Genomic DNA, 22,707 nt, shown 5'->3' on the forward strand with positions numbered 1-22,707 from the left:
TTCGTCGTCAGGCCCTGCGGGGCGGACGCGGGAAGAAACCGCTCGTGCGCGCCCGGTACTCCGCGAACCCGGGCCGCTCGGCCATGTGCCGCTCCAGGAGTGCCTTGCCGCTGCCCCTGATCAGCAGCCAGCTCATCACCAGGGGCGCCACGATCGTCGCACCGAGCACGGCCGGCTGTTCGCAGACGAACAGGAAGAGTCCCCACCACACGCAGAAGTCGCCGAAGTAGTTCGGGTGCCGGGTCCACGACCACAGCCCCCGGTCCATGATCCGGCCGCGATGCGCGGGATCGGCCTTGAACCGCGCCAGTTGCCGGTCCCCGACCGCCTCGAAGCAGAACCCGACCGACCACAGCGCCGTCCCCGCCCAGGACCACCACGTCAGCGGCCCCGTCAGGTACTGCGCCGCCTGAACCGGCAGGGAGACCAGGAGAACCAGGGCGCCCTGGAGCAGGTAGACCTTCCAGAGCGCGTGCAGGACGGGATTCCCCCGGGCCTTGGCGAGCATCGCCGCATAGCGGGGGTCCTCGCCGTGCCCCCGGCCGCGCCGCGCGATGTGCACGGCCAGCCGCAGCCCCCAGACCATGGTCAGAACCGTCACCAGGAGGCGGCGGACGTCGTCCCCGTGCCCCGCCGAGAGGGCGTACGAGACGAGCGCGACAGCCGCGAACCCGACACCCCAGGCGACGTCGACGATGCGGTGCACACCCTTGCGCAGGGCCAGCGCGAACGTGACGAGCATGACGCCGAACGCGGCACCCGCGCAGGCCCCGAGCGCCTGCGCGAACGCCGCTCCGTCGAAGCCGTTCACCGCAGGCTCCCTTCCGGGCTCCCCGGGATCCCCGCGCCGCGCGTGAGCAGTATCTGCTGCACATCGAGGTACCCCGAACGGAATCCGGCCTCGGAGTAGGCGAGGTAGAAGGTCCACATCCGGCGGAACGTCGCGTCGAAGCCGAGGGCGTCGACCTCCGCGGTGCGTGCGGTGAACCGTTCCCTCCAGAGCCTCAGGGTCTCCGCGTAGTGCATGCCGAACCGGATCCGCTGCTCCGTTCGCAGCCTCGTGTGCGCGGTGGCGGTCCGTTCGATCGCGTCGGCGGAGGGCAGCAGACCGCCGGGGAAGATGTACTTCTGGATCCAGGTGTACGTGGCCCGCGAGGCGCGCAGCCGCTCGTCCCGCATGGTGATGGCCTGGAGCACGATCCGGCCGCCGGGAGCGAGCCGCTCGTCCAGCGTCCGGAAGTAGACCGGCCAGTACTCCTCGCCCACGGCCTCGATCATCTCGACGCTGACGATCGCGTCGTACTCCCCGGTGATCCGGCGGTAGTCGAGGAGCCTGATGTCCACGCGGCTCTCGAAGCCGGCGTCGCGGACACGGGCGCGGGCCAGTTCCCGCTGCTCCCGGGAGAGCGTGACGGTGACGACGCGGGCGCCCCGCTCGGCCGCCCGGACGGCCAGCTCGCCCCAGCCGGTGCCGATCTCCAGAAGCCGGGTACCGGGCCCCACGTCCGCCATGTCCAGCAGCCGGTCGATCTTGCGGTGCTGGGCGGCGGGCAGGAGTGCCTGCTCGGCGGGGAAACCGCGGAAGACGGCGGCGGAGTACGTCAGGGTCTCGTCGAGGAACGTCGCGAAGAGCTCGTTCGACAGGTCGTAGTGGTGGCTGATGTTGGCGCCGGCGCCCTCCGGGGTGTTGGCCTGCTCCGGCGGACGGTGCAGCGCCCACAGTCCGCGCAGCCGTTGCAGCGGCTTCGGGACGAGCTCCGCGGCGTGACTCGCGAAGACCGTCAGGACACCGACGAGGTCGGGCGACTCCCACTCCCCCGCCATGTAGGACTCGCCGAAGCCGATGAGTCCGCTCGCACCGATCCGCCGGAAGAACGCGACGGGATCGTGGATCTCCATCAGCGGTCCGCCGAGGCCCACGCTCTCCCCTCCCGCGAGCCGGGCCCGGAGCGGCAGCCGGGAGAGGGCGCGGCGTACGAGGCGCTCGGCGAGGGCGGTGCGGGCCCGGGACGCCCGGGGCAGGGCGACGACGTCCGGCCAGCGCAGCGGGTCGGGACCTCCGGTGCCGTACGGCGCCGGGGGCGCGGGCGGGCTCGAAGCCGAGGGCGAGGGGGACGGGGCGGGCGAAGGGGGCATCTTCACTGCATGCCTTCCTGAGTGCGGTGGCGGGGACGTGGCTGCACGGGTGTACGGCGCAGATACAGCCGGATGCCGTGCAGTCGGATCGCGGCGGAGACGGCCGCGGTGGACAGGGGGTGGCGCAGGGCGACGCGGAGCAGCGAGGCGGGCGTCGCGGGGCGCCGGGTTCCGCGGACGGTGGCGGTGAACGGCCGTGTTCCGGCGCGCTCCAGCTGGACCGTCAGATCGAGGCGGCGGCCCGGCTCGGGGAGCCGCATCCGGTAGCCGCCGTCGACGGGGAAGAACGGGGATACGTACAGCTCCTTGGCCGTCTCCGCCCGGCCCGCGGCATCCGGGCGGAGCAGGTAGCAGTGCCGTTCGCCGTAGGTGTTGTGCACCTCGGCGACCACGCAGAGCGGGGTGCCGTCGGCCCGGCGGCACCAGTAGACGGTCAGCGGGTTGAAGACGTGGCCGAGGACCCGGGCGTGGGTGAGCATGGTGACGGTGCCGTCGGCGAGCTCGATGCCACGGGGGGCGAGGAACCGTTCGAGTCCGGCTCTGATGGTCGGCACGCCGCCGCCGAAGTGGTCACGGGCGTCGAAGCGGGCCAGCGGGCGCAGGACGGCGGGCAGCCGCGGCGGCCGGTCCGGGTCGATCAGCCACATGTAGGTGCGGTGGCGGAGCGCGTACCTGCGGGGCGTGGTCCGCACGTGCCGGATCGTGCAGGGGTAGAGGGCGTTCACGCCGTCGCTCCCGATGCCGTTCACGCCGTCGCTTCCGGTGCCGTTCACGCCGTCGCTTCCGGTGCCGTTCACGCCGTCGCTCGCGATGCCGTTCACCACGGCGCCCCCAGCGCCCCGGCGGCCTCGGCCCCCGAGCGGCAGCCGTCCTCGTGGAAGCCCCAGCCCTGGTAGGCCCCCGCGAAGGCGACGACCGGCCCGGACAGGGCGGGCAGCCGGGCCTGCGCGGCCACCGACTCGGGGGTGAACACCGGGTGCTCGTAGACCATGCGGGCGCGGACGAGGGCCGGATCGACGCGGTCGGCGCCGTTCAGGGTGACGACGAAGGACTCGGGCGCGTCGAGGCGCTGGAGACGGTTCATGTCGTAGCTGACGGTGACCCGGTCGGCATCGGCGGAGCAGGCGGGCATCAGGTAGTTCCAGGAGGCCCTGGCCCGCCGGCTGCGCGGCAGCAGCCTGGTGTCGGTGTGCAGCAGGGTCGGGTTGCGCGAGTACCGGAACGCGCCGAGGACGCTCCGCTCCTCGTCGCTGGGGTCGGCGAGCAACCGCAGCGCCTGGCCGGGATGGGTGGCGACGACCACCGCGTCGTGCCGCTCGGTGGAGCCGTCCTCGGTGACGACGTCCACGCCGTCGCCGTGCCGGCGCACGGTCCGTACCGGCGTCGAGGTCCGCACGGCGGAGAGCTGCTTCGCGACACGGTCCACGTAGGCGCGCGAGCCGCCGGTCACGGTGCGCCAGACGGGCGAGCCGCCGATCGCGAGCATGCCGTGGTGGTCCAGGAACCGGAAGAGGTGGCGGGCCGGGTAGCGCAGGGCCGTCACCGGGTCGCAGGACCAGACGGCGGAGACCACCGGGGTCAGGAAGTGGGCCCTGAAGTACGGGGAGAAACGGCCGCGGTCGGCGAACTCTCCGAGCGTCGGACCCGTTTCGCCGTCCGTGCCCGTCTCCGCACCCGCCAGCAGCGCACGGGCCTCCCGGTGGAAGCGCGGCACCTCGGCCAACATCCGCAGGTACGGCCCTCGGAGGGCAGCACCCGGCTGGGCGAGGAGTCCTGCCGGTCCGCGCGCGCCCGCGTATTCGAGGCCACACCCCTCGCACCGTACGGACATGCTCATCTCCGACTCCTGCGTGTCCACGCCGAGTTCCTCGAAGAGCCGCAACAGGTTCGGGTACGTACGCCGGTTGTGCACGATGAAGCCCGAGTCGACGCGGTGCACGCGGCCGTCCGACGCGGCCAGGTCGTGGGTGTGGGCGTGACCTCCGAGCCGCTCGTCCGCCTCGTACAGCGTCACTTCGTGCGTCCGCCGGAGGAGGTACGCGGCGGTCAGTCCCGCCACCCCGCTTCCCACCACGGCTGCGCGCCGTCTTTCCCCTGACATCCCGGTTCCCTCTCGTTCACTGCCTGCGTGTCGGGGCCGCCCTGGCACGCCCCCGATCTGATTCGTCGCAGGACGCGCGAAGGATTGGTCGGAACCGCGGATTCATCCGATCGGGTGACTGACCAATCCGCGGCCCGCCCGGGGCCGAATCACCGGTGTGAAAGCAGATCAGAACGATTCGCAGCCGCACGGGGTCTCGCTGTCCCGTCGATCCCGCTGGGCGCGCGCCTTCTTCGCCGCGCTCAGCGGTCTGATCGCGGGTTTCTGTGCCCTGTGCGTCGCCGAGCTGGTCGCTGCTGCCGTACGACCGGAGGCCGGTCCCGTCAACGCGGTGGGCGGTGCGGTCATCGACCGCACTCCCCCGGCGGTGAAGGACTTCGCGGTCCGGAACTTCGGCACCAACGACAAGCTGGTGCTGCAGCTCGGCATCCTCGCGCTCCTGGCGGCCTTCGCCATGGCGGTGGGGGTGCTGGCGCTGCGGCACCGGCGGCTCGGTGCGGCTGCCGTCCTGGTCTTCGGTGTGGTCGGGGCAGTGGCGGCGGTCGGGCGGCCCGAGGGCCTGCCCGGCGACGCCCTGCCTTCGGTGGTGGGTGCCCTGGTGGCCGCAGGAGTGCTGTACTTCCTGGTCGGACGGCTTGCCCCGAGGACCGTTCCCTCTCCCGCGGCTGGGGAGACGGAGGTCCGGGCGGACCAGGGCACCTTCGACCGTCGCGGATTCGTGATCGCGGCGACCGCCGCGGCGGTGGCCTCGGCCGGCGCCGGCTTCGTCGGACGCCGGATCACCGCTTCGGTACAGGCGGGGGCGTCCGCTTCACGCGGTGCGATCACCCTGCCGGTTCCCGATGCGGCGGCGCCCGCCGTACCCCGCGGCGCCGATCTGGGCATCCGCGGGCTGAGCTCCTTCGTCACGCCGAACAAGAGCTTCTACCGGGTGGACACCGCCCTGGTGGTCCCCCGTGTCGACGCGGGCCGCTGGCGGCTGCGCATCCACGGCAAGGGCGTGGCGCGGCCCCTCACGGTCGACTTCCAGGACCTGCTCCGGCGGGAGCTGATCGAGCGCGACATCACCCTGACCTGCGTCTCCAACGAGGTCGGCGGCCCGTACATCGGCAACGCCCGCTGGATCGGCGTACGGCTGGCCGATCTGCTGCGCGAGGCCGGGGTGAAGCCGCCGTCCAGGGGCGGGCCCGCCGACCAGCTCGTGGCCCGGTCCGTCGACGGCATGACGATCGGCACGCCGGTCGAGGACGTCATGGACGGCCGCGACGCGATGCTCGCCCTGGGGATGAACGGCGAACCGCTCCCCTTCACCCACGGATTCCCTGTCCGCATGCTCGTCCCCGGTCTGTACGGCTATGTGTCCGCCTGCAAGTGGATCAAGGACATCGAGCTGACGACCTTCGACGACTACGACGCGTACTGGGTCAAGCGCAGCTGGTCGCGCGAGGCCCCCGTCAAGACCCAGTCACGCATCGACACCCCGCGCCCCTTCGCCTCCCCCACGGCGGGCACGGTGCCGGTCGCCGGGGTCGCCTGGGCCCAGCACCGGGGCATCGCCCGGGTGGAGGTCCGGGTGGACGGCGGCGCGTGGCAGACCGCCCGGCTGGCCGCCGAGGACAGCAGGGACACCTGGCGCCAGTGGGTGTGGGAGTGGCCGGCCACGACCGGCAGCCACACCCTCGAGGTCCGCGCGACGGACCGCACCGGCGCCACCCAGACCGACGAACGGGTCGGCACCGTCCCCGACGGTGCGACCGGCTGGCATTCGGTGGTGGTCAACGTGCCCTGAACAGCCGTCACCGTCAGCCGTCGTACGCACACCACAGCTCCGGAACAACAGAATCCGAACCAGGAGAACACCATGAACACCCTCCACTTCCGCCGCGCAGCCGTCGCCGTCTCCGCCGCGGCCGTCCTGCCGCTCGCCCTGACTGCCTGCTCCAGCGACACCAAGGACTCGGCCGCCGGTTCCACGCCCTCGGCCGCGTCCTCGGCACCGGCAGCCTCGGCCGACGACTCCATGGACACGGACAAGCCGTTCGGTCCGGGCTGTGCGTCCGTGCCGGAGGACGGAGCGGGTTCGTTCGACGGCATGGCGAAGGACCCGGTCGCGACGGCCGCCTCGAACAACCCGGACCTCTCCACGCTGGTCACCGCCGTCAAGCAGGCCGGCCTGGTCGACACGCTGAACAACGCGGAGAACATCACGGTGTTCGCGCCGACCAACGAGGCGTTCGCCAAGGTCCCGAAGGCGGACCTCGACGCGCTGCTGGCGAACAAGGCCGAGCTCACCAAGGTCCTCACCTACCACGTGGTGGGCGAGAAGCTGACGCCGCAGCAGCTGGAGAACGGCTCCTTCGACACCCTGGAGAAGAGCAAGCTGACCACGTCCGGTTCGGGCGTGACGTACACCGTCAACGACTCCTCGAAGGTGGTCTGCGGCAACGTCCCGACGGCCAACGCCACGGTCTACATCGTCGACTCGGTGCTGATGCCCCCGAAGTAACCGCGGTGCCTCCGCCGGGGCCGGGCGTCCTCCGGCCCCCGGCGGAGCGGCGTGAGCACTTCGGCGCCGCGCGGACACCGTCACGTGACGCCCACGAAACAGCCCGTCCCTAATTTCTGTCGCCTGACAGGTAATCGGCGACAGGGGCTCACATGACTGCCACCGCACCACCCGGAGTACGGCAGGACGAGGCCGGGACCGGCCCGCGCGACTCGGTCGCGCTGGCCGGTTTCGGCTACCAGCAGGAGTTGCACCGGACCATGGGGCGGTACGCCTCGTTCGCCGCCGGGTTCTCCTTCATCTCCGTCCTCACCACGGTCTTCCAGTTCTTCGCGTTCGGTTTCTCCTTCGGCGGCGCCGCCTTCTTCTGGACCTGGCCCGTAGTCCTCGTCGGGCAGCTCCTGGTCGCCGCCTGCTTCGCCGAACTCGCCGCCCGTTACCCCTTGTCGGGCGCGATCTACCAGTGGGCGACACGGCTCAGCAGCCCGGCGTTCGGCTGGTTCGCGGGCTGGATCATGGTGATCGGGCAGATCGTCGTGGTCGCCGCCGCGGCGCTGGCGCTCCAGGTCGTACTCCCCGCGATCTGGTCGGGCTTCCAGCTGCTGGGCGGCGATCCGGCCCCGACCACACCGACGGGCGCGGCCAACGCCGCGCTCCTCGCGGTGGTGCTGCTCGTCCTCACCACGACGGTGAATCTGCTCGACAACCGGATCATGTCGGCCGTCAACCGGGTCGGGGTCACGGCCGAGATCATCGGAGCCGTCCTCATCGTCGTCCTGCTGTTCACGCACGCCGAGCGGGGCCCCGGCATCACCCTGCACACCGGCGGCCAGGGCGGCGCGATCGGCGCGCTGCTGGTCGGCTCGTTCACGGCGGCGTACGTCCTGATCGGGTTCGACAGCGCGGGCGAGATGAGCGAGGAGACCCGCTCCCCGCGCCGGACCGCACCCCGCACGATCCTGCTCGCGCTGGCATCGGCGGGCGTACTCGGCGGGCTCCTGGTCCTCGGCGGCGTCCTGGCCGCGCCGGACCTCACCGACGGCAGGCTGGCCACGGAGGGGCTCTCCTACGTGCTGACCAGCAGCCTCGGCGACGGGGTCGGCCGCGCGCTGCTCGCCGATGTCGCGGTGGCCATCGCCGTAGCCACGCTGGCCATCCAGACGTCCGGGTCCCGGATGCTCTTCTCGATGGCGCGGGACGGTGTGCTGCCCTGCTCGGCCCTGCTGTCCAGGGTCTCGCCCCGCACCGGGATGCCCGCCGCGCCCGCGCTGCTGGTCGGCGTCGCCGCTGCCGCGCTCGGCCTGCTGAATCTCGCGTCGCCCGAGGCGTTCCTCGCGATCGGCACCACCTGCATCGCGATGCTCTACCTGGCCTACACGATGGTCACGGGCCCGATGCTGTGGCAGAGGCTCCGGGGCGCCCCCGTCGCCCCGGCGGACGGCCCGCTCCACGACGAGACGGGCCGGCCGCTCTTCTCCCTGGGCCGGTGGGGACTGCCGGTCAACGCGCTGGCCTTCGTGTACGGCGTGGGCATGACCGTCAATCTGGCCTGGCCACGGGCCGCGGTGTACGACCCGGCGGGCGGCCACTGGTACTTCCAGTGGTTCACGGTGCTGTTCCTGGCGGTGACCGTGGCCCTGGGAGCGGTCTACCGGACCGGCCGCGCCCGGAAGGTCACCTCTACGCTGGCCGGATGAACCGAACGGACCGGGCCGTGGGAGCCGTCGTCGGCTCGGCGGTGGGCGACGCGCTGGGCGCACCCTTCGAGTTCGGCGCGGCAGGCGTCTTCACGGAGCGCTTCCCCGACGGCGTCGGCACGATGTGCGGGGGCGGCGGCTGGGACCCCGGCGAGGCCACCGACGACACACAGATGGCGGTCCTGGTCGGGGAATCCCTGCTGGAGCGTGCGGGGCTGGACCTGCCCGACATCTTCGACCGGTTCCGTCGCTGGGCGGCGGGCGACCCGAAGGACATCGGCCTCCAGACGGAGGACGTGCTGACGAGCGGGGAGCCCTGGGACCTGGCGGCGGCGCTCCACTTCCAGATCAACGGGCGGGCGGCGGGGAACGGTTCGCTGATGCGGGCCACCCCGCCCGCCGTCCACTTCGCGCGGGCGGGCCGGACGCCGACGATGGACGCGGCCCGGCGGATCGCGGCGCTGACGCACGGCGACCGGGCGGCCTGGGAGGGCACGGCCGTCTTCCACGAACTGGTACGGATCGCCCTGGACGGAGGCGACCCGCTCGCCGCCGTCCCGGAGACCCTCGCGGAGGTCCACGCCGACCACCGCGCCCGCTGGGCGGTGGTCCTGGCACCCGACTGGCACCCGGACGACGCGACGGAGTTCAACGGCGCGGTGTGGCCCTGCCTCGGCACGGCCCTGTGGGCGCTGCGTACGACCCGTACGTACGAGAGCGCCCTGGCGGCGGCCGTCGACGTGGGCGGCGACACCGACACCGTGGCGGCGGTGACGGGCGGCCTGGCGGGCGCGGTGTACGGGGCGGACGCGATCCCGGAGCGCTGGACCCGGCCGCTGCACGTCCCACTGCCGGGCTCGGGCGGCCGGGTGCTGCGGGCGGCGGAGCTGGCCTCGCTGGCCCGGAAGTTGAACGGGGACGAGGCCCCGGCGGTGGATTCGAATCCTTGGACCGACCCGAAAGCTACACATAAGGGATAGATAAGCGCAGAATAGGCGTGATGGGCGCCAACCGCGCACGCATCCGGCGGTCGGGCCCGTAGGACCGAAGGGGACGAATCTCATGAGTAACGTCTCGCACACCGGGAGCGACCTACGCGGTCACCCCGATGTCTCCGAAATGCAAGCACGGTACGACCGCATGCTCGGCGGCCGAGACGTGGCCCTCGTGGACGCACCGGTACTCCTGGTCGGTCTGTACTGCGCCGTCTCGCCGTGGGTGCTGCACTTCACGGCGAGCCAGCCCGCTCTCGTGGCGCACAACCTCGTCCTGGGCATCGCGATCGCGGTGCTGGCACTCGGGTTCACCGTGATGCCGGAGCGGATGTACGGACTGAGCTGGGCCATCTGCGCCATCGGCGCCTGGCTCATCGTGTCGGCGTGGGTCGTGGGCTCCAGCCCGGACACCGGGGTCATCCTCAACAACGTCATCGTCGGCGCCCTGACCGTCGTGCTGGGCATGGCCTGCGCGGCCACGGCGATGAGAAGCACCAAGAGCTGAGGAGGCCGACAGGCGACTGTGGCCGCGGACCGGGTACGGAGAGCCGCCCGTCCGGGGCCACAGCCCTGTCAGGCCCGGCCCCCCGCGCCACCACCCGCGGCGCCCGCGATCCGCAGCGCCGCGTCCGCCGTCGCCTCGGCGAACGCCGCCACCGGGCGCTGCGGGTCCGAGCGGTGCACCAGGATCACGCCCTCGATCAGCCCGAAGACCAGATCGGTGCGCAGTTCCACCTCCGTCTTGTCGAACTCCGCGCCCGCCCGGGTGGCCACGAGCAACTGCCCGTACGCCTCCTTGAGTTCCGCCCGCACACGGTGGAATCCCGCGAACCGTTCGGCACGCACCTCGGGAAGTACGTACAGCGCGCCCAGGTTGTACGGGCCACCGCACAGCAGCGCCACGTCCGAGCGGCACAGTTCCCACAGCCGCGCCTCCGCGGAGGCCCCGTCCTCGGCGAGAAGCTGCCGGGCGAGCGCCAGTGACGGAGTGACCGTCGACTCCAGGAGTTCCGCGAGCAGATCCTCCTTGCCGGCCACGTAGTGGTACATCGTCGCCTGCCGCATGCCCGCGCGCTCCGCGACGGCCCTGGTGGTCGTCGCCGCGTACCCGCGGGTGGTGAACAGCTCGGCGGCGGCCGACAGCAGTTCCTCGCGCGCGGACAGCCCGCTGTCGGGCCGCTGCTGCGCGCGCGGCCGGCCGACCCGTCTCCCGGTGGTGGACATGGGCCGATCGTCGCACATCACCCCTCCGCCCGATCTTGGTGAGCAGTCGGTAACTCCCCTGCAACGGACGGGCAATGGCCTCGACTCCACCGCGCCCTAATTTCTGTCGGGCGACAGAAACCACCGGAGGTCAGCATGGCGACAGCGACGACATACGGGGCCCGGGACCACGCCCGCGCCCAGCACGGCACCCGGACCGAGGCCATGCCCGTGGTCCCCGCCGGCGACTGGCCCGCGGCGCTTCCCGGCACACCGGTCTGGGCCGAGACGGTCGCGGGCGGCAACTACACCCACCGCGTCCTCGCCCGCGGTACGGAGATGCGGCTCACCGACCTCGCGGGCGACGCCTGCGCGCATCTGCTCCTCCTCGTCGACGGGCGCCCCTGGGAACGGCTCAACACCGCCGACACGGTCAAGGTGCAGTGGAACGCCTACCTGGGTGCCGGTCGGCTGCTCCTCTCCGACCAGGGACGGGTGCTCGCCTCGGTGACCGCCGATTCCTCTGGCCGCCACGACGCGCTGTGCGGCACCTCGACGCTGCGGCGCAACACCGCGCGGTACGGGGACGGCACACCGCAGTCGGCCTCCCCCGCCGGACGTGAGCTCCTGAAGCTCGCCGCCGCCAAGCACGGCCTGGAGCCGCGCGATCTGCCGGCCTCGCTCTCCTTCTTCCAGGGAGTGGAGGTACGGGAGGACGGCGCCCTGGACTTCACCGGCTCCGCGGGGCCCGGCACCGCCGTGACGCTCCGCGCCGAGCAGGACCTGACCGTACTGATCGCGAACGTGCCCCACCCGCTGGACCCGCGCCCCGCCTACACCAGCACCCCGCTGGAGGTACTGGCCTGGCGGGCACGGCCCACCGCGCCGGGCGACCCGCTCTGGGACGCCACCCCGGAGGGCCACCGCGCCTTCCTCAACACGCTCGACTTCCTCACCGCCAGGGGGCTCGCATGACCGATGTCCGTTCCACGACCGTCATTCCCGCCCGCGGCGCCTGGTCCTCGGTCGTCCGCGCCGGCGAGGAGCTCACCCTCACCGACCTCCACGGCAACCAGGCCGTCGACTTCCTCGTCTACGACGCCCACGACACGGCCGTCCGCTACAGCGCCCCGGACACCCTCCAGGCCCAGGGCGGCATCTTCCTCACCACCGGGAGCGTCCTCATGTCCGGTGAGCACACCCCGCTGATGACGGTCACCGAGGACACCTGCGGACGCCACGACACGCTCGGCGGTGCCTGCTCCAAGGAGTCCAACACCCTGCGCTACGGCCACCACACCTGGTCGCAGCACGCCTGCGTGGACAACTTCCTGGCGGCGGGCGCCCGGCACGGCCTCGGCAAGCGCGACCTCGTGTCCAACATCAACTGGTACATGAACGTGCCGGTGGAGAAGGACGGCACGCTCGGCATCGTGGACGGCCTCTCGGCCCCCGGACTGAAGGTCACCCTGCGCGCCGAGACGGACGTGCTGGTCCTGGTCTCCAACTGCCCGCAGATCAACAACCCGTGCAACGGCTTCGACCCCACCGCGGTCGAGGCCACCATCGCCGGGTCCGCCGTCAGCGGGGCCGGCCGATGACCTTCGACACCCTGCTGGTCGCCAATCGCGGCGAGATCGCCGTCCGCATCATCCGCACCGCCCGTCGCCTCGGGCTGCGTACGGTCGCCGTCTTCTCCGACGCCGACCGCGCGGCACCCCACGTACGCCTCGCCGACGAGGCCGTACGCCTCGGTCCCGCGCCCGCCAAGGAGTCGTACCTCGACGCCGATCTGGTCCTCAAGGCCGCAAAGGACACCGGGGCCGGTGCCATCCACCCGGGCTACGGATTCCTCTCCGAGGACGCGGAGTTCGCCCGGCGCTGCGAGGACGCGGGCATCGTCTTCGTCGGCCCGACCGCCGCGCAGCTCGACCTGTTCGGCGCCAAGCACACCGCACGCGCCGCGGCCGAGAAAGCGGGTGTCCCGCTCGCCCCCGGCACCGGCCTGCTGGCCGGCCCGGAGGCCGCCCTGGCGGCGGCGGAGACCATCGGCTATCCGGTGATGCTGAAGGCGACGGGAGGCGGCGGCGGCATCGGAATGTCGGCGTGCCGGTCCGCCGCCGAACTGTCCGACGCCTGGGAGCGGGTGCAGCGCGTCGCCGGGGCCTCGTTCTCCTCGGCGGGCCTCTTCCTGGAGCGGCTCGTCGAGCACGCCCGCCATGTCGAGGTGCAGGTCTTCGGCGACGGACAGGGCAGGGTCGTCACCTTCGGCGACCGCGACTGCTCCCTCCAGCGCCGCAACCAGAAGGTCCTGGAGGAGGCCCCGGCCCCCGGCCTCCCCGACCGTGTCCGCGCCTCGCTCTCCCGGGCCGCCCGTGAGCTGTGCGCCTCGGTCGGCTACCGCTCGGCCGGCACGGTGGAGTTCGTGTACGACGCCGCGTGCGAGGAGGCGTACTTCCTGGAGGTCAACACCCGCCTCCAGGTGGAACACCCGGTCACCGAGGAGATCTTCGGCGTCGACCTCGTCGAGTGGATGCTGCGCCTGGCCCAGGGCGACACGGATGTCGTGCGCGAACCGGGCGCACCGCACGGCCATGCCGTCGAGGCACGCGTCTACGCCGAGGACCCGTCCCGCGACCACCGGCCGGGCGCGGGTCTGCTGACCCGCGTCGCGTTCCCCGGAGCCAGCGGCGTGCGCGTGGACACCTGGATCGAGACGGGGACGGAGGTGACGACCTCGTACGACCCGATGCTGGCCAAGGTCGTCGTACGGGGGGACGACCGCGCCGACGCCCTCGCCCGTCTGGACTCCGCCCTCGCGGCCACCCGGATCGACGGCATCGAGACGAATCTGGGCCTGGTCCGTGCCGCCCTCGCCGACGACCGGGTCCGTGCCGCCACCCACTCCACGGCCACGCTCGCCACCGTCACCGACCCGACCCCCCGGATCGAGGTCGTGTCGGGCGGCACCCTGACCACGGTGCAGGACTGGCCGGGCCGCACGGGCTACTGGCAGGTCGGCGTACCGCCGTCGGGCCCGATGGACGACCTCTCCTTCCGGCTCGGCAACACCGCGCTGGGCAACGACCCCGGCGCCCCCGGCCTCGAATGCACCCTCCAGGGCCCCACTCTGCGCTTCAGTCATCCGACGGCGGTCTGCGTCACCGGCGCCCCGGCACCGGTGACGATCGACGGGGAGCCGGTGGCGCAGTGGGAGCCGCTGACCGTCCCCGCGGGCGCCACCCTCGCCGTCGGTGCTCCGGCCGGACACGGCCTGCGTACGTACGTCCTGTTCGCGGGCGGCGGCCTGGACGTGCCCGAGTTCCTGGGCAGTTCGGCGACCTTCACCCTCGGCGGCTTCGGCGGTCACGGCGGGCGCGCCCTGCGCACGGGCGACGTCCTGCACGGCGGCACGGCGGACCACACCGGCGGCCCCGTCCCGGAGGCCGAGCGGCCCGTCCTCGGCACCGCGTGGCGGATCGGCGCGGCCGAAGGCCCGCACGCCGCACCGGAGTTCTTCACCGAGGAGGACGTACTCGACTTCTACGCGGCCGACTGGAAGGTCCACTTCAACTCCGCCAGGACCGGGGTCCGCCTCATCGGCCCCAAGCCGCGCTGGGCCCGTACCGACGGGGGCGAGGCCGGCCTCCACCCCTCCAACATCCACGACACCCCGTACTCGGTGGGCGCCGTCGACTACACCGGCGACATGCCGGTCCTGCTCGGCCCGGACGGGCCCTCGCTGGGCGGTTTCGTCTGCCCGGCGACGGTGGTGACCGGTGAACGCTGGAAGCTCGGACAGCTGCGTCCCGGCGACACGGTGCGCTTCGCGCCGGTGACCGTCACGGGCGCTCCCCGTCCGGAGATCGTCGACGGCGGCATCCTCTTCCAGGACGCGACGCGTACGTACCGGCGCAGCGGCGACGACAACGTCCTGGTCGAGTACGGCCCGATGCAGCTCGACCTGGCCCTGCGCATGCGGGTCCACGCCCTGATGGAGGCCCTGGCGGCCGAGTCCGTTCCCGGCGTCACCGGTCTCACGCCGGGCATCCGTTCCCTCCAGGTCCAGACGGACCCGGCGGCCCTCTCCCAGGAGCGGCTCCTGGAGCTGCTGCACCGGACCGAGGCCGCTCTCCCGCCGACCGACGCCCTGGTGGTCCCCTCCCGCACCGTGCATCTGCCGCTGTCCTGGGACGACCCGGCCACCCGCGAGGCCATCGCCCGCTACATGGCGGGGGTCCGGGACGACGCGCCCTGGTGCCCGTGGAACATCGAGTTCATCCGCCGGGTCAATGGCCTGGAATCGGTCGACGACGTGTACCGCACGGTGTTCGACGCGGAGTATCTGGTGCTGGGCCTCGGCGACGTCTATCTGGGCGCGCCCGTCGCGACTCCCCTGGATCCGCGCCACCGCCTGGTCACCACGAAGTACAACCCCGCCCGCACCTGGACCGCGGAGAACTCGGTGGGCATCGGCGGCGCCTACCTCTGCGTCTACGGGATGGAGGGGCCGGGCGGCTACCAGTTCGTGGGCCGTACGACGCAGGTGTGGTCGGGCTGGCAGCAGCGCGGCGCCTTCGAGGCGGGCTCTCCGTGGCTGCTGCGGTTCTTCGACCGCATCAAGTGGTATCCGGTCGAGGCCGACGAACTCCTTGAGCTGCGCGCGGACATCACGTCCGGTCGCTTCGTACCGAAGATCGAGGAGGGCGAGTTCTCGCTGGCGGAGTACCAGGCGTTCCTCGCCGGGAACGCCGAGTCGATCGCCGCGTTCCGGGCCGGACAGAGCACGGCGTTCTCGGCCGAGCGGTCGGCCTGGGAGGAGGCGGGCGAGTTCACCCGCGCCGAGGCGGCGGCCGAGCCGGCGCCCGCCCCCGACGAGGTGGCCGTCCCCCCGGGCAGCCACCTGCTGGAGGCGGAGTTCGCCGCCTCCGTATGGCAGCTGAACGTGGCTCAGGGGGACACCGTGACGGCGGGGCAGCCGCTCCTGGCGCTGGAGGCGATGAAGATGGAGTCCCGTGTGCACGCCCCGGCCTCCGGCACGGTCACCCGCATCCTCACCCGGCCGGGCGCTCAGGTGGAGCCCGGAACCCCGCTGCTGATCCTGACCCCCTGAACCGCCCGTCCCTCCCGGAAAGGAGCACGATGCACCCCACGTCCGTCCCCACGCCCACCGTCACCCGGGTCCGCGCCGCCTACGCCCGCATCGGGGCGGTGGACCGTCCCGAGATCTGGATCGGCCTGCGCCCGCTCGCCGAGCTGGAGACGGAGGCCGCCGCACTCGACGGCCGTGTGTCCGCCGGCGAACAACTGCCCCTCGCCGGAAGGCTCCTGGCGGTCAAGGGGAACATCGACGTGGCCGGCCTGCCGACCACCGCGGGCTGCCCGTCCTATGCCTACGAGCCCGCAGCCGACGCACCCGCCGTGGCACGGCTGCGCGCAGCGGGGGCCCTGGTGATCGGCACGACGAACCTCGACCAGTTCGCCACCGGCCTGGTCGGGACCCGCTCCCCGTACGGCGCGGTCCGCAACGCCCACGCCCCCGACCGGATCAGCGGCGGCTCCAGCTCGGGTTCGGCGGTGGCGGTCGCCCTCGGCATCGCGGACCTGGCCCTGGGCACGGACACGGCGGGCTCCGGCCGCGTGCCGGCGGCGTTCAACGGCATCGTCGGTCTGAAACCGACCTACGGTCTGGTCCCCACCGAGGGCGTGGTCCCCGCCTGCGCGAGCCTGGACTGCGTCACCGTCTTCGCCCGTACGCTCCCCGAGGCCGAACAGGCCCTCGCGCTGATGGCCACCCCGGTCCCCCCGGCCGGCCCCGCCCCCGCCCGGACACCGGGCCCCTGGCGCATCGCCGTCCCGCCCACCGCCCGGCTCGGCGAGCTGGCCCCCGGCTGGGCGGCGGCCTACGAGGCCGCCGCGGACCGGCTGCGCGCGGCCGGCGCCGTCCTCGTACCGCTGGACCCGGCCCCGTTCCTGGAAGCCGCCGCCATGCTGTACGCGGGGGCGTTCGTCGCCGAGCGCTACACCGCGGTGGGCGCGTTCGTGGACGGCACACCGACGGCCCCCGACCTGGACCCGACGGTGGCGGGCATCATCACGGCGGCCCGCGACATCCCGGCCCACCGCCTCTTCGCCGACCAGGCGGAACTGGCACGCCTCCGGGACGCCGCCACGGCCGCCCTCGCCGACGCGGACGCGCTCCTGCTCCCCACCACGACGTCCCACCCCACGATCGCCGAGGTGGCCGCCGACCCCCTGGGCACCAACGCCGCGCTGGGCCGCTTCACCAACTCCACGAACCTCTTCGGCCAGTGCGCGGTGGCGGTGCCGGCGGGCGAGGTCGACGGCCTGCCGTTCGGCGTGATGCTGATCGGCCCGGCCCACACCGACGAACGGCTGGCCCGCCTGGCCGCGCTCCTCACCCCACCGGTCCGGCTGGCGGTCGTCGGCGCACATCTGACGGGCGAACCGCTGAACCCCCAGCTACTGGCTCTCGGGGCCCGCTTGGTCCGCTCCACGACGACGGCCCCGCTCTACCGCCTGCACGCCCTCGCCACCACCCCGCCGAAGCCGGGCCTGGAGTACGTCGGCGAGTCCGGTTCCCCCGTCGAAACGGAGATCTGGGAACTCCCCGCCGAGGGCCTGGGACACCTGACGGCCTCCCTCCCCCACCCCATGGCGCTGGGCCGGGTCGAACTGGCGGACGGCACCTCGGCTCCCGGCTTCCTCTGCGAGCCGTACGCCGTACCCGGGGGGAAGGACATCACCGCCCACGGAGGCTGGCGCGCCTACCGCGCCCTGTGACCGACCGGCCCGGCCTCACCCCACGGAGCTGTACGCCACCACGCCGCGCAGCACGGCGTCCACGGCCTTGTGCGCGTTCTTGGCCACGGTCCCGCCCTCGCGCGGCGCCGCAGCCGCGATCTGTCCCAGTACGTCGATCACCTGCTTGCACCACCGTACGAAGTCCCCCGCCGGCATCTCCGCCTCGCGCAGCACCTCGTCCAGCGTCCGCCCGGAGGCCCACATGTAGACCGCCCAGGCGAACCCGAGGTCGGGTTCGCGCTGTCCGACCCCCTCCGTCTGATTGATCTTGAAGTCTTCCTCCAGCGCGTCGAGCCGGCCCCAGATCCGGACCATCTCGGCCATCGCCGTCTTCGCCGGACCGCTCGGCAGCTTCGGTGCCACCGCATCGTCCGCCTGCCGCGACTCGTACACCAACGCCGAGACGCACGCCGCGAGTTCGGCCGGGTTCAGCCCTTCCCAGACGCCGTCCCGCAGGCACTCGCTGGCGAGCAGGTCGAGCTCGCCGTAGAGGCGGGCGAGCCGCCGGCCGTTCGGGGTGACCTCGTTGCCCCGGAGGTAGTCCAGCTCGGTGAGCAGCGCCACGATCCGGTCGAAGGTGCGGGCGATCGTGTTCGTACGCCCCTCGATCCGGTTCTCCAGCTGCTTCGTGTCACGCTGCAGCCGGTAGTAGCGCTCCGCCCACCGCGCGTGGTCCTCGCGCTCGTCGCACCCGTGGCAGGGATGCGCGCGCAGGGCCGTACGCAGCCGGGAGATCTCGCGGTCGTCGGCCGCGGCGGCCCGCTCCTTGCGGTGCCGCTCGGGCACCAGGTGCCCGGCCTTCGTCCGCAGCGCGGACGCCAGATCGCGCCGCGACTGCGGCGAACGCGGGTTGAACGACTTCGGCACCCGCATCCGGTCCAGTGCCTCCACGGGCACCGGGAAGTCGATCGAGGCCAGCCGCTTGACCTGCCGCTCGGCGGTCAGCACCAGTGGCCGGGGTCCGTCGTGGTACTCCAGCCCCCGGTGCCCGTTGGCCCGCCCGGCAGGCAGCCCCGGGTCGAGGACGAGAGCCAGCCCGGCGAACTTGCCGGTCGGCACGTGAATGACGTCGCCCGGCTTCAGCTTCTCCAGGGAGGACGCCGCGGCGACCCGCCGCTGCGCCGCGCCCTGCTTGGCCAGCTCCGTCTCGCGGTCCTTGAGGTCGCGCCGCATCCGCGCGTACTCCTCGAAGTCACCGAGGTGGCAGGTCATGCCCTCGCGGTACCCCTCCAGGCCCTCCTCGTTCCGCTGGACCTGCCGGGAGATCCCGACGACCGACCGGTCGGCCTGGAACTGCGCGAACGAGGTCTCCAGCAGTTCGCGCGAACGGTGCCGCCCGAACTGGTGCACAAGGTTCACGGCCATGTTGTACGAGGGCCGGAAGCTGGACCGGAGCGGATACGTGCGCGTACCCGCGAGCCCGGCCAGTGCGCCCGGGTCCATGCCGCGCTGCCAGAGCACCACCGCGTGGCCCTCGACGTCGATACCGCGTCGCCCGGCCCGGCCGGTGAGCTGCGTGTACTCACCGGGAGTGATGTCGGCGTGCTGCTCGCCGTTCCACTTGACCAGCTTCTCCAGGACCACCGAACGCGCCGGCATGTTGATGCCCAGCGCCAGCGTCTCCGTCGCGAAGACGGCCTTGACGAGCCCGCGTACGAACAGCTCCTCGACGACCTCCTTGAAGGTGGGCAGCATGCCCGCGTGGTGCGCGGCGATGCCCCGCTCCAGCCCTTCGAGCCATTCGTAGTAGCCGAGGACATGGAGGTCCTCGCCCGGAATGGAGGCCGTGCGCTCCTCGACGATCTCCCGCACCAGCCGGCGCTTGCTCTCGTCGTTCAGCCGCAGCCCCGCCTGCAGGCACTGCTGTACGGCGGCCTCGCAGCCGGCCCGGCTGAAGATGAACGTGATGGCCGGCAGCAGTCCCTCGTGGTCCAGCCGGTCGATGACCTCGGGCCTCGACGGGGTCCAGATCCGGCTGCGCTGACGCCGCTCGCGCTCCCGGTCCGCCTCGCGCACCATCTTGCCGCGGCGCCGGTCGCGGGGGTTGTACCCCGACTGGTTCTCCATGCGGGCGAGCCGGACGAGGTCCGGGTTGACCTCGCGGCGTCCGGTCCCCCGGCCGCCGTGATCGGTCTCCTCCTCGAAGAGGTCGTACATCCGGCGCCCGGCCAGCACGTGCTGCCAGAGCGGCACGGGGCGGTGCTCGGAGACGATCACTTCGGTGTCGCCGCGGACGGTGTCCAGCCAGTCACCGAACTCCTCGGCGTTGGACACGGTCGCCGACAGGGACACCAGAGTCACGGACTCGGGCAGATGGATGATCACTTCCTCCCACACCGCGCCCCGGAAGCGGTCGGAGAGGTAGTGCACCTCGTCCATCACGACATATCCGAGGCCGGTCAGGGACTGCGAGCCCGCGTACAGCATGTTCCGCAGGACCTCGGTGGTCATGACGACCACGGGTGCCTCGGAGTTGACGCTGTTGTCACCGGTCAGCAGGCCGACCTTGTCCGCGCCGTAGCGCCGCACCAGGTCGGCGAACTTCTGGTTGGACAGGGCCTTGATCGGGGTGGTGTAGAAGCACTTGCGGCCCTGCTGGAGGGCGAGATGCACGGCGAACTCGCCGACGATCGTCTTGCCCGAACCGGTGGGCGCCGCGACCAGCACCCCCTTGCCCGCTTCCAGGGCTTCGCACGCCTCGACCTGATACGGGTCGAGACCGAATTCGTACATCTCGCGGAAGGGCCCGAGGGCCGTGGCCCGTTCGGCCGCACGCACGCGAGAAGCCTGGTATCGCTCAGCTGGTGAGAGGTCCTCTGTCATCTTGATACGAGCCTACCCGCCACCTACGACAGTCAGTCGATCTTTAATTCTCCGGGCAGAGAACCCTCACCGCGCCGCGTTCGCAGCGCGCCGTGAGCGGCAGCGCACCCAGCGGTTCACCGTCCGCGTAGGCGGTGACACCCGCCGCCGCCAGCTCGATCGAGGAGACCCGGTGCACGGTGACCTTGGGGTGGCTGAGGTGCGTTCCCTTGTACACCCGGGGAAACACCTTCAGCAGGGTGGCCCGGCTGCAGTCCCCGACCACGGTCACGTCGAACAGCCCGTCGTCCATGACCGCGTCCGCACAGATCCGCATGCCGCCGCCGTACGTGGACCCGTTGCCGACGGCGATCAGCGTCGCCTCGACCTCCCGCACGGCGCCCCCGTCCAGCCGGATGCGGTACGGGATCGGCTTGAACGCGGCCAGTTCCGCGAGGATCGCCAGGTCGTACTTGAACCGGCCGCCGACCCACCGCATCCGGTTGCCCCGGTCGTTCACCCGGGAGTCGAAGCCGGAGGCGAGCACGGAGCCGAACCACCGCTCGCCGACCCGCCCGAGGTCGATGTCCCTGACGTGGCCCTCCTTGAGCGCCCGGGCGGCCAGCCGTCCGGCGGCGCCCGGGTCGCGTACCGGGAGCCCGAGCGCACGGGCGAAGTCGTTGCCGGTGCCGACGGCGACGACCCCGAGCGGAGTCGTGGTCCCGGCGACGGCCTGGAGGGCGAGGGACACCATCCCGTCCCCGCCCACGGCGACCACCGCCCCGGTCCCGGCGTCCACGGCCTCGCGGGCCCGGCGCAGGGCGTCGTCGGCGTCCTCGCCGAGGACCGTACGTACGGAGAATCCGGCGTCCCGCAACGCGGAAGCGGCCGGCTGCGCGGCGTGCGCGCCCCGGCCGCGTCCTGCGGTGGGATTGACGAAAAGGGTGATCTCGCTGGTCACCCGCCGGACCTTACAAGGTCAGGTGATGTCGTCGTAACCGTTGAGCCGGTGCGAGCGGGCACCGTCCGACTCCCCGGTGGCCTGCTCGGGCAACGGCGTACGCGAGGCGGACACCGCTTCCGGGGTGAGGTCCAGCTGCGACGCCTCGTCGTCGTCGAGCTCGGCGTCGGGGTTGGCCCGGCGCCTGCGCTTGTCGTTGAGGAGGGAGATGCCGACCGCGATGAAGTAGAGCACCGCCAGCGGACCGGCGAGCAGCAGCATCGAGATGGGCTCGCCGCCGGGTGTGGCGATGGCCGCGAACGCGGTCAGCCCGACGAGCATCCCGCGCCACCAGTTCAGCATCCGGGCGCCGGACAGGACCCCGGTCATGTTGAGCAGGATGAGGAGCAGGGGCAGTTCGAAGGCGAGCCCGAACACGATCACCATGCGGGTGATGAGGTCGAGGAAATCGTCCAGGGGCAGCAGGTTCTTCACGTTGTCGGGCGTGAAGCCGAGCATGATCTCGGCGGTCTGCGGCAGGATCGCGTACGCCAGGTACGCGCCGGCCAGGAAGAGCGGGACACCGGCGGCCACGAAGGCCATCGAGTAGCGCTTCTCGCTCTTGTGCAGGCCGGGTGCGACGAACGCCCACAGCTGGTACAGCCAGACAGGGGTGGCCACCAGCACACCCGCCATGAGGGAGACCTTCAGCGCGATGGTGAAGGGTGACAGCAGACCGTTGGTGGTCATCTCCGCACACGGCCGTCCGTTGACCATGGTCACGGCACCGTTCTTGCAACCGACCGAGTCCAGGATCGGCTTCATCAGGAACTCGAAGATTTCCTTCTGAAAGAACGCTGCCACGATCACGGCGACCACGATGGCCAGGACCGACTTCAGCAGCCGGTTACGCAGCTCACGCAGGTGATCGAGGAGGGGCATGCGCCCCTCTTCGTCCTTCTCCTGCTTGCGGGCAGACTTGAGCAACCCACTTCCCTCGTTTCGTGCGACAGCTGTCGGTGGAGCCCGTCAGCTGTCAGCTCTGGGTGGTGGGCTTGGCCTCGCTGACCGGGCGGGAGCTGGTGACATCTCCGGGAGCGGCCTGGATGGTGCGCGTGGGAGTGGCCTGCGGGGTCTGGTCCGCGACGGTCTCCGTCGTGGGCGCCGCGGGCTCCGCGTCGTCCTTCTTCATCGCCTTCGCCTCGCTCTTGAGGATGCGAGCGGACTTGCCGAGCGAACGCGCCATGTCAGGAAGCTTCTTGGCACCGAAGAGAAGCAGGATGACAGCGATGATCAGAACGATCTCGAGGGGCTTCAGATTGCCGATCATGTGCGACTTCCTTCTCACTGAGGCGACTGGAGGGTGGGCTCGCTACCCGTTCGATCGGACATAGGTCCGACCTGTGCGCTGGCAGCGATCGTATCCCGCAGGGGTAAACGTGAGGCAATGCCCGTGCATACTCCCGGTTGCGACCCGCACCTCCTTGCCTGGGCCGACTTCA

18 protein-coding genes are annotated in these 22,707 nt (G+C 72.0%); 9 read left to right on the plus strand and 9 right to left on the minus strand.

The annotated features are described in order from the left end of the window. Positions 1-7 precede the first annotated feature (7 nt). The 4 genes from OG230_RS06590 to OG230_RS06605 all read right to left on the minus strand — a co-directional run bounded on the left by OG230_RS06590 (position 8) and on the right by OG230_RS06605 (position 4,237). On the minus strand, positions 8-811 hold the full coding sequence (locus OG230_RS06590; protein WP_328909181.1) for a DUF1295 domain-containing protein: 804 nt from the start codon (positions 809-811) through the stop codon (positions 8-10). Beyond that, on the minus strand, positions 808-2,136 hold the full coding sequence (locus OG230_RS06595; RefSeq protein ID WP_328911323.1) for a cyclopropane-fatty-acyl-phospholipid synthase family protein: 1,329 nt from the start codon (positions 2,134-2,136) through the stop codon (positions 808-810). Before OG230_RS06595 ends, OG230_RS06590 begins: the two co-directional genes overlap by 4 nt. Positions 2,137-2,138: 2 nt before the next feature. Further along, on the minus strand, positions 2,139-2,861 hold the full coding sequence (locus tag OG230_RS06600) for a DUF1365 domain-containing protein (RefSeq protein ID WP_328911324.1): 723 nt from the start codon (positions 2,859-2,861) through the stop codon (positions 2,139-2,141). A 92-nt stretch (positions 2,862-2,953) separates the two neighbouring features. Next, positions 2,954-4,237 (minus strand): NAD(P)/FAD-dependent oxidoreductase, encoded by a 1,284-nt coding sequence (locus OG230_RS06605; protein WP_328909182.1) that lies wholly within the window; start codon positions 4,235-4,237, stop codon positions 2,954-2,956. A gap of 199 nt (positions 4,238-4,436) precedes the next feature. Between OG230_RS06605 and OG230_RS06610 the strand changes: the two genes are divergently transcribed. The 5 genes from OG230_RS06610 to OG230_RS06630 all read left to right on the plus strand — a co-directional run bounded on the left by OG230_RS06610 (position 4,437) and on the right by OG230_RS06630 (position 9,940). Next, positions 4,437-6,026, plus strand: coding sequence for a molybdopterin-dependent oxidoreductase (locus tag OG230_RS06610; protein ID WP_328911325.1), 1,590 nt, complete (start codon positions 4,437-4,439; stop codon positions 6,024-6,026). Between the two features lie 72 nt (positions 6,027-6,098). Further along, positions 6,099-6,743, plus strand: a complete 645-nt coding sequence (locus tag OG230_RS06615; RefSeq protein ID WP_328909183.1) for a fasciclin domain-containing protein — start codon at positions 6,099-6,101, stop codon at positions 6,741-6,743. 152 nt (positions 6,744-6,895) lie between these two features. Then, positions 6,896-8,440, plus strand: coding sequence for an amino acid permease (locus OG230_RS06620; protein WP_328909184.1), 1,545 nt, complete (start codon positions 6,896-6,898; stop codon positions 8,438-8,440). Then, positions 8,437-9,420, plus strand: a complete 984-nt coding sequence (locus tag OG230_RS06625) for an ADP-ribosylglycohydrolase family protein (RefSeq protein WP_328909185.1) — start codon at positions 8,437-8,439, stop codon at positions 9,418-9,420. Before OG230_RS06620 ends, OG230_RS06625 begins: the two co-directional genes overlap by 4 nt. Positions 9,421-9,502: 82 nt before the next feature. Then, positions 9,503-9,940: an SPW repeat protein gene (locus OG230_RS06630; RefSeq protein ID WP_328909186.1), complete on the plus strand. Its 438-nt coding sequence runs from the start codon at positions 9,503-9,505 to the stop codon at positions 9,938-9,940. A gap of 68 nt (positions 9,941-10,008) precedes the next feature. Here the strand turns inward: OG230_RS06630 and OG230_RS06635 are convergent, their stop codons facing one another. Then, positions 10,009-10,659: a TetR/AcrR family transcriptional regulator gene (locus OG230_RS06635; protein WP_328909187.1), complete on the minus strand. Its 651-nt coding sequence runs from the start codon at positions 10,657-10,659 to the stop codon at positions 10,009-10,011. A 135-nt stretch (positions 10,660-10,794) separates the two neighbouring features. Between OG230_RS06635 and OG230_RS06640 the strand changes: the two genes are divergently transcribed. The 4 genes from OG230_RS06640 to OG230_RS06655 are packed head-to-tail and all read left to right on the plus strand — an operon-like array spanning position 10,795 to position 17,442. Continuing rightward, the gene (locus OG230_RS06640) at positions 10,795-11,613 is read left to right on the plus strand and encodes an urea amidolyase associated protein UAAP1 (RefSeq protein ID WP_328909188.1); all 819 of its coding nucleotides are present in this window, start codon (positions 10,795-10,797) and stop codon (positions 11,611-11,613) included. Then, positions 11,610-12,239 carry an urea amidolyase associated protein UAAP2 gene (locus tag OG230_RS06645; RefSeq protein ID WP_328909189.1) on the plus strand — a complete coding sequence of 210 codons (630 nt, stop codon included), beginning with the start codon at positions 11,610-11,612 and terminating at the stop codon, positions 12,237-12,239. Before OG230_RS06640 ends, OG230_RS06645 begins: the two co-directional genes overlap by 4 nt. Continuing rightward, complete coding sequence (locus OG230_RS06650; RefSeq protein WP_328909190.1) at positions 12,236-15,751, plus strand: 5-oxoprolinase/urea amidolyase family protein; 3,516 nt, start codon at positions 12,236-12,238, stop codon at positions 15,749-15,751. The genes OG230_RS06645 and OG230_RS06650 overlap by 4 nt, the downstream gene beginning before the upstream one ends. A 29-nt stretch (positions 15,752-15,780) precedes the next feature. Then, on the plus strand, positions 15,781-17,442 hold the full coding sequence (locus OG230_RS06655) for an allophanate hydrolase (RefSeq protein ID WP_328909191.1): 1,662 nt from the start codon (positions 15,781-15,783) through the stop codon (positions 17,440-17,442). Positions 17,443-17,457: 15 nt separating this feature from the next. Here the strand turns inward: OG230_RS06655 and OG230_RS06660 are convergent, their stop codons facing one another. The 4 genes from OG230_RS06660 to tatA are packed head-to-tail and all read right to left on the minus strand — an operon-like array spanning position 17,458 to position 22,535. Next, positions 17,458-20,286, minus strand: coding sequence for a DEAD/DEAH box helicase (locus tag OG230_RS06660; protein ID WP_328909192.1), 2,829 nt, complete (start codon positions 20,284-20,286; stop codon positions 17,458-17,460). A 43-nt stretch (positions 20,287-20,329) separates the two neighbouring features. Further along, positions 20,330-21,226 (minus strand): diacylglycerol kinase, encoded by an 897-nt coding sequence (locus OG230_RS06665; RefSeq protein ID WP_328909193.1) that lies wholly within the window; start codon positions 21,224-21,226, stop codon positions 20,330-20,332. An 18-nt stretch (positions 21,227-21,244) separates the two neighbouring features. Next, a complete protein-coding gene (gene tatC / locus OG230_RS06670) occupies positions 21,245-22,192 on the minus strand; it encodes a twin-arginine translocase subunit TatC (RefSeq protein ID WP_328909194.1) in 948 nt (315 codons plus the stop codon). Between the two features lie 49 nt (positions 22,193-22,241). Continuing rightward, positions 22,242-22,535: a Sec-independent protein translocase subunit TatA gene (gene tatA / locus OG230_RS06675; RefSeq protein WP_328909195.1), complete on the minus strand. Its 294-nt coding sequence runs from the start codon at positions 22,533-22,535 to the stop codon at positions 22,242-22,244. Positions 22,536-22,707: the final 172 nt, after the last annotated feature.

This window comes from Streptomyces sp. NBC_00234, assembly GCF_036195325.1.
GTDB lineage: Bacteria > Actinomycetota > Actinomycetes > Streptomycetales > Streptomycetaceae > Streptomyces.

Excerpts from the sequence above, each read along its gene's own strand:
- OG230_RS06595 (WP_328911323.1), bottom strand. The coding sequence starts at position 2,136 with ATGCCCCCTTCGCCCGCCCCGTCCCCCTCGCCCTCGGCTTCGAGCCCG.
- OG230_RS06605 (WP_328909182.1), bottom strand. The coding sequence starts at position 4,237 with ATGTCAGGGGAAAGACGGCGCGCAGCCGTGGTGGGAAGCGGGGTGGCG.
- OG230_RS06615 (WP_328909183.1), top strand. The coding sequence starts at position 6,099 with ATGAACACCCTCCACTTCCGCCGCGCAGCCGTCGCCGTCTCCGCCGCG.
- OG230_RS06620 (WP_328909184.1), top strand. The coding sequence starts at position 6,896 with ATGACTGCCACCGCACCACCCGGAGTACGGCAGGACGAGGCCGGGACC.
- OG230_RS06625 (WP_328909185.1), top strand. The coding sequence starts at position 8,437 with ATGAACCGAACGGACCGGGCCGTGGGAGCCGTCGTCGGCTCGGCGGTG.
- OG230_RS06630 (WP_328909186.1), top strand. The coding sequence starts at position 9,503 with ATGAGTAACGTCTCGCACACCGGGAGCGACCTACGCGGTCACCCCGAT.
- OG230_RS06635 (WP_328909187.1), bottom strand. The coding sequence starts at position 10,659 with ATGTCCACCACCGGGAGACGGGTCGGCCGGCCGCGCGCGCAGCAGCGG.
- OG230_RS06640 (WP_328909188.1), top strand. The coding sequence starts at position 10,795 with ATGGCGACAGCGACGACATACGGGGCCCGGGACCACGCCCGCGCCCAG.
- OG230_RS06645 (WP_328909189.1), top strand. The coding sequence starts at position 11,610 with ATGACCGATGTCCGTTCCACGACCGTCATTCCCGCCCGCGGCGCCTGG.
- OG230_RS06650 (WP_328909190.1), top strand. The coding sequence starts at position 12,236 with ATGACCTTCGACACCCTGCTGGTCGCCAATCGCGGCGAGATCGCCGTC.
- OG230_RS06655 (WP_328909191.1), top strand. The coding sequence starts at position 15,781 with ATGCACCCCACGTCCGTCCCCACGCCCACCGTCACCCGGGTCCGCGCC.
- OG230_RS06660 (WP_328909192.1), bottom strand. The coding sequence starts at position 20,286 with ATGACAGAGGACCTCTCACCAGCTGAGCGATACCAGGCTTCTCGCGTG.
- tatA (WP_328909195.1), bottom strand. The coding sequence starts at position 22,535 with ATGATCGGCAATCTGAAGCCCCTCGAGATCGTTCTGATCATCGCTGTC.